Annotated in this window: 6 protein-coding genes; 1 reads left to right on the top strand and 5 read right to left on the bottom strand. The window is 60.5% G+C overall.

Annotated features, from left to right (window positions below):
* Nucleotides 1-176: 176 nt before the first annotated feature.
* On the top strand, nucleotides 177-1,271 hold the full coding sequence (gene sigC, locus NW857_RS05530) for an RNA polymerase sigma factor SigC (RefSeq protein WP_414332336.1): 1,095 nt from the start codon (nucleotides 177-179) through the stop codon (nucleotides 1,269-1,271).
* 10 nt (nucleotides 1,272-1,281) lie between these two features.
* Here the strand turns inward: sigC and murJ are convergent, their stop codons facing one another.
* The 5 genes from murJ to NW857_RS05505 form a co-directional block, all read right to left on the bottom strand.
* Entirely contained in the window at nucleotides 1,282-2,916 is a 1,635-nt protein-coding gene (gene murJ, locus NW857_RS05525; RefSeq protein ID WP_414368221.1) for a murein biosynthesis integral membrane protein MurJ, read from the bottom strand.
* 126 nt (nucleotides 2,917-3,042) lie between these two features.
* Nucleotides 3,043-3,441 carry a DUF4278 domain-containing protein gene (locus tag NW857_RS05520; RefSeq protein ID WP_414332333.1) on the bottom strand — a complete coding sequence of 133 codons (399 nt, stop codon included), beginning with the start codon at nucleotides 3,439-3,441 and terminating at the stop codon, nucleotides 3,043-3,045.
* A gap of 393 nt (nucleotides 3,442-3,834) precedes the next feature.
* A complete protein-coding gene (locus NW857_RS05515) occupies nucleotides 3,835-4,662 on the bottom strand; it encodes a HEAT repeat domain-containing protein (protein ID WP_414332331.1) in 828 nt (275 codons plus the stop codon).
* 33 nt (nucleotides 4,663-4,695) lie between these two features.
* On the bottom strand, nucleotides 4,696-5,553 hold the full coding sequence (locus NW857_RS05510; protein ID WP_414332329.1) for a phycobilisome rod-core linker polypeptide: 858 nt from the start codon (nucleotides 5,551-5,553) through the stop codon (nucleotides 4,696-4,698).
* Nucleotides 5,554-5,837: 284 nt separating this feature from the next.
* Nucleotides 5,838-6,320: a phycocyanin subunit alpha gene (locus tag NW857_RS05505; protein WP_011434281.1), complete on the bottom strand. Its 483-nt coding sequence runs from the start codon at nucleotides 6,318-6,320 to the stop codon at nucleotides 5,838-5,840.
* Nucleotides 6,321-6,380 lie beyond the last annotated feature (60 nt).

Raw genomic sequence — 6,380 nt, 5'->3', positions numbered from 1 at the left:
TGTGAAGTATGGGCATGAAGTCGGGCTGAGGGCAGTGTTTCATCCGTTTGGATGATGATAGCGCGAAGCCCTCGGTACTGGGGAATACTTAAGCCCAACCGGCTCTACAGCCATCACCACTGCTTGCTCAGCCCACTTGACGGCCTGCCTCTATCGCTGTTTCAGCAACACCCTACATGTCTAACTACGAACCTGAACTCAACGATGTTTTGTTGGATGGCGATCTCCTCGATCCTCCGGAGGAGGTAGAGGTCGATCTGGCCGAAAGCGAGTTTTTGGAAGAGGAGCCGACTCGTCGCTCCACCGACTTGGTACGCCTCTATCTGCAGGAGATCGGGCGTGTTCCCCTCTTGGGGCGCGATGAAGAGGTGGCCCTGGCCCAAAAAGTCCAAGACTACATGAAGCTCTTGGACATACGCCTGCGCCTGCAGAAGGAGCTGGGACGGGATCCCACTCCCGCCGAATGGGTGGCCAAAGCCAACCAATACCCCGAGTGGGCCAACCTCACCCCCGAAAAGCTGCAGCAGATCCAGCGGACTGGCAATCGTGCCAAAGAGCACATGATCAAGGCCAACCTGCGCCTGGTGGTGTCGGTGGCCAAGAAGTACCAAAATCGAGGCCTGGAACTGCTGGACTTGATCCAAGAGGGCACGCTGGGCCTGGAGCGGGCGGTGGAGAAGTTCGACCCCAAGAAGGGTTATCGCTTCAGCACCTACGCCTACTGGTGGATCCGGCAGGGCATCACCCGCGCCATCGCCACCCAGAGCCGCACCATCCGCCTGCCCGTCCACATCACCGAGAAACTGAACAAGATCAAGAAGGCGCAGCGCAAGCTCTCCCAAGAAAAAGGTCGCACTCCCACCATTGAAGATATCGCCTCCGAATTGGAGATGACCCCGCCTCAAGTACGAGAGCTGTTGGTACGGGTGCCGCGCTCGGTCTCTCTGGAAACTAAGGTGGGCAAAGACAAAGACACCGAACTGGGGGATCTGCTGGAAACCGACGACATCTCCCCCGAAGAGACGATGATGCGGGAGGCCCTGCATCGCGATCTGCAGCAGTTGCTGGCGGATCTCACCAGCCGCGAGCGGGATGTGATCCGCATGCGCTTTGGCTTGGGAGATGGGCGCACCTACTCGCTGGCGGAAATTGGTCGCGCCTTGGATCTGTCGCGGGAGCGGGTACGGCAAATCGAGGCCAAAGCCCTGCAAAAACTGCGGCAGCCGAAGCGGCGCAACCGGGTGCGAGACTACCTCGAAGCCATCAGCTAGTCGGGCCTGCCTAGGGTCTGGATGGAGATCGCCGGCTGGCAATCTTGCTCAAGCGCGTCTGGATCCGGGCTGCCAGCCAGTTCACTTCCGGGATCCGCAAATACAGGGCCCCCGCCGCAAACAAGCTGAGACCGATGCCGGCGGCCAGACCGGCCCAGAGGGCGGTGGTGATCAAAGGGGATCCCAGGATCTGCTGGGAGCGCAGTTGCGTCCACAGCCAATGGCTGAGGGCCCCGGCCAAGGTGGTGATCCCCAGCAAGGGCAGCAGGGCCTGCCCCATCTCCCGCCAAGGGATCCCCGGCAGACGCCGGTGGAGGCGGATCCCCAGGCCAATCAGAGCCATCAGGTTAACGCCTGCCGTAGCCAGGGCAATGCCCGGTGCTCCAAAGGTTGGCAAAAACAGGAAGTCCAGCAGGGCATTCAGGCCGATGGCCAGGCCGCTGATGTGCAGAGGTGTAGCCCCGTCCTCCAGGGCGTAGAAGATGCGCACCAACACATCCCGCAGCAGGTAACAGGTCATCCCCAGCCCATAAGCCATCAGCAGGGCCGCCACCTCCTGCGTCACCTCCGGCGCAAAGCGACCGCGCTGGTAGGCCACTTGAACGATAGGTTCGGCCAGGGCCACCAACACCATCGCAAGGGGCAGGGTGAGGATGGCCGTAACCATCAGCCCTTGGCGGATGCGCTGGCGCAGCTCCGGCCAACGGGATCCATCCCCCGCCAACTGGGCGTAGAGGGGCATCAGGGGCACCAGCACCATGTTGGAGAGAATCCCCAGGGGGGTTTGCACCAAAAGCTGGGCATAGCCCAAGTTGCCGATGGTGCGATCCCCGGGCACGAAAGAAGCAAAAAAGAGATCCACGTAGACATTGATGTGGATCATGCCGGAGGAGATCACCGCCGGCAGCATCAGCAGGCCCACCGCCCGCACCTGCGGGGATCCCCACTCAAAGCACAGCCGCAGCCGCCCCAGCCCCAGCCGCATCTGCAGAGGCACCTGCGCCAGCCACTGGGCAATGGCGCCGATGAGCACACCCCAGGCTAGCAACGTCGGGATCCCTGTCCACCCCAACGTGACCAGGATCCCGATCACCGCCAAGCTGGAGATCAGGGGGCTGAGGGCGGGCAAGAGGTAGTGCTCGGCCGCATTCAGCGCCCCAAAGCCGATCCCAATCCAGCCCGAGAGCAAGGCCAGGGGGGCCATGATCCGCAGTTGCGCAGCGGCCAAAGCGTGGACTTCGGGGCTGGCCCCTGGCGCATTCAGGCGCACCACCCAGTCGGCTCCCCACCAGAGGCCCAAGGTCACCGCCAAGAGCAAACAGCCCACTAGGGTGGAAATCGCTTCCAGCCAGACGGTCGGATCCTCTCTGCCAGGATCCCGCTGTTTTTTGAGAATGCTGACGATGGCGCTGTGGAAAGGGCCGTTGATCCCACCCAGCAAGATCAACAAAAAGCCGGGCAGGACGTAGGCTATGCTAAAGGCGCTGTACTCCGGCCCTGACCCGTAGACTGCCGCGATCAGAGCCTGCCGGACAAACCCCATGCCCTTGCTGAGCAGCGTGGCCCCTGCCACCAGCCCTGCCACCGAGAGCAAAGAACGGGACGGCAGGGCGGAAGACTCCTGCGTGGCGGACTCCTCTATCACGCTGCCCTAACCCCTGCCTCAACAACCAACGGCTGCCGGGATCCCTCACCACATCCCTGGGAACCGTCCCCCATTATGCGGCATTTGCAGGTTCCGTCAGGCTCCTTTTATAAGAGAGGGCAGCCCTCAAGCCAACAGTTGCCGTTCCTGCTCCAGTTGCTGCAACAAATGCTCATCCCCACGGGTTTGGGCAGAACGGATGCGCTCCTGCAGCCGGTGCAGCAGGTTCCGCCGATGGGTTTCCTCAACCAAGCTCATAAAGTGTTTCCGAGAAGAGGCTTGAGGGGAGACAACTGCTGCCGGGATCCCTTTCACCTCAGGGCTCGCCGCCGTCACCCTTGTTTCAGACTGGAGGGCCACACCTCGATACATGAAGGCAAAAGACTGAGGCAGCGCCACGGCTACGGATTGAGCTGGCCAGCTCCACTCCAAACCTCGATGCCGAGCCGGCACGCCCTGCCGATTCTGAATCGCCGCAGAGGGTGAAACAAACTCATGGGCAATACCCCGATAGGTCAGTTGCATAGGAAAACTCCCTTGGTTCAGTTGATCGATCTTTACTTTCTCTAAAGAGCTTAAAAAAGCCGCCACCTCAAGGCTGCCCAAAGGGGATCTCTCCTTCACGCAACCCAAGCGACCGAAAAGACAAAAACAAGCTGAAAGGGTAAGCCTTAACTTTATTCTGTATTCACTTTGACAAAATCATCCCTTTGGTGTCAACTTGCGGTTACTGAGCACATGGACTACCCCACCGCATGGGCGGGTGGGGTTTCCTGACCTACCGGCAGGTCTGCGAAGAATAGGCAGGCGGCACCAGCAGCAACCGAACGTCTGCTCTAGTTGCTTTGTGAGCACTCGCCATAGCAGCGAGGAGCGCTTGGGGAACACCTCTACAGAAAGCCTGCAAGAGCCTGCAGCTCAAAGCAGCTCGTCGATCAGCCGCAGCACCTGCTGCAGCTTGGCGCTGGGGGATTCTTGGTGTTTTAGGTTCATCTCCACCAACTGCTTGAGGGCGAGCAGCTTGATGTTGGACTCCACCGCCGCCGCTGCAATGGCCTGTGCCGCCGGCAAATAGCCGCTGGCCCCCAAATCCAGGAGAGCAGCCCGCCGCAGGTGGATGTTGGTGTGCTCCAATACCGAGAGCAGACGCTGGGCAAAAGCCGGATCCCCAGTCAGACGATAGCAGGCCCGCGCTGCCGCGCATTGCAAACGAATGGACGTGTGCTCTAGGTAAAGGCGGATTGGCTCCAGGGCAGCGGCCACTTGCAGGTGACCAAGAGCCTCGATAATCGCCTCTAGGGCGGCTTGCGCTTCCGTCTCCAGCCCTTGCTCCACAAAGCGCAGCCCTTCCAGCAAAGCGGATCCCAGCTTTTCCACTTCCTCAGGATCCCCATCGAGGTTGTTGGCCAGAGCGATCTCCACCAGCGCTTGGGCGGCGGCTGCCACCACTTGGCCATCGGAGCAAAACAAAGCCCCTTTTAGTGCTGGGATCCCGGCAAGGGATCCCAGTTTGCCCAGGGCGCGAGCAGCATTGCGCCGCAGCGGATATCCCCCTTGAGCTGTGCGATCCGTTTCATCCGCCAGAGCTTCGATCAGGGCCGGGATCCCTTCGGGGATGCGCATGCGCCCCAGCCACCAAGCAGCATAGTAGCGTTCCCCCGGATCCCCGTGGCGCAGCTTGGCGACCTGACCAGCCGGCGTGAGATCCACCGACGGATTGGGATCCGAAGGAACAGCAGTGGTCATGAAGTCAACAACGAAGAAAACACGCAGAAGGGATCAAGCGCTGCGGACGCTGACAATCTTGGCGCCCGATTTGAGCAGCCGCTGCATCGTCGCCGACAGTTGATCGGCGGAGACGAAGATCTGCTGGTTGGATTTGCGCACCCGGCTGGAGGTGGCCAGAGCTGAAGGCGGATTCAACAGTCGGGTCACTTCCACACAGAACATGCGATCCGACTGGCCCGTTGGCGGCCCCAGGTGCTTGGAAATGGGGCTGGGCGGCAGCAGGCCCCGCACCCCGATGCGGCGAATGGCCGGGGTAAAGCCGGTGGCCAGAGGCATCATCAAGCGGGGTCTGGGCCCCTGGGAGCGGTCGTTGTTGGCGTAGCCTCCGTAGAGGGCAAAAAGGTTGGTGAAGTCGCGGGTGGTATGGGCCTTGCGGTATTCAAACCCGCGCGGATAGGGGACGATGTTGTCGCCAAAAGCTTCCAGGTATTCCGGGCTGTCGATGTAGGAGTCGATCTCGGCGCTGTGGCCGCCCGATTGGTAGATGTCCAGGTGGCGGGCGATATCTTTAGGACTGGTGGGAGCGCGACCCAGCAGATGCTTGAAATTCAGTTCGATGGCACGGGTTTGCGAGTTGGGGTAGAAAAACCGCTTCTTATAGGCTTCGGACTTGGCGATCAGTCGCACAAACTCGCGCACCGTCAGGCTGCCCTGGCGCAGCAAGGATTCCGCACTGGCCAGCTCCTTCCTGTCCGCCCCAAACAAATGATCGTTGCCCAGCACCTGACGATAGATGGCGCGCAGCACCGCATTGAGCTGCTCCTGGCTGGCATTGGGACGCAACTCCAATGGGGTGGTCTCCGTAATACCCCGGATGCCCATCTGGCTTGCCGCTGTGATTGCACTCATGCTAGTTCCCCCGATTGAGCTGGATGAATACAGATTGCAAATTGACTTGACAAAAAGCTTGTGTTTGGAGATCAACAAAAGCCAAAGCCCTAAGCTGAATGAGAGCAACAGCGGTGCCCTCTCGTTCGCTGGAGAGACTGCCCCTTAAACCCACCCGGTTAAAAGGAACTCTCCACTCCGTAACAGGCTGACCACCGTTGCCCTCAACAACCTCGTCCCCCGGCGCCTGCACGACCGGCCAGCTATCTTCTGGCCAGCGTCAAGGGGGATCCCAAGCCAAGGGCCTAGCTGAGCGCGTTGATGGCGTAGTCGATGTAGGTGTTGGCTTCGGTGGCCGCTTGCCCGGTCAGGCCGTGGTTGGCTTTGATGTAGCGCAGGGCTTCGATAAACCAACTGGGGGAGAGTTCAAAAGCGGCGTTGATCTCGCGGATCCCGGCCAACTGATACTCGTCCAGAGGGCCGGTGCCACCGGCTACCAAGCAGTAGGTGATGTAGCGCAGGTAGTGGCGCACATCGCGGGCGCACTTGTCTTTGCCGGCCTGGGTGTGGCACTGCCCGCCCGGCTGGGTGGTGTAGGGGAACTTAGCGTAAACCGCTTCGGTGGCACCGCGCACCAGCTCGTCGGCACGGCTGCTCAGGACGCGGGCGGCTTCCATGCTGGCGGCAGCTCGCTGAAAACGGCCATTGATGGCTTGCAATTCGCTGTTGCTCAGGTAGCGCCCTTGGCTATCGGCAGTAGCAATGGCGTCAACAATTGGGGTTTGCATGATTCAAAACGCTCCTTTACTTAAGCTCAATGCAAAAACAAAGCAAAAGATTCAAAGTCG

Source organism: Synechococcus sp. H55.9, assembly GCF_047462355.1.
Classification (GTDB): Bacteria; Cyanobacteriota; Cyanobacteriia; order Thermostichales; family Thermostichaceae; genus Thermostichus.
This window is presented reverse-complemented; position numbering and strand designations above follow the sequence as displayed.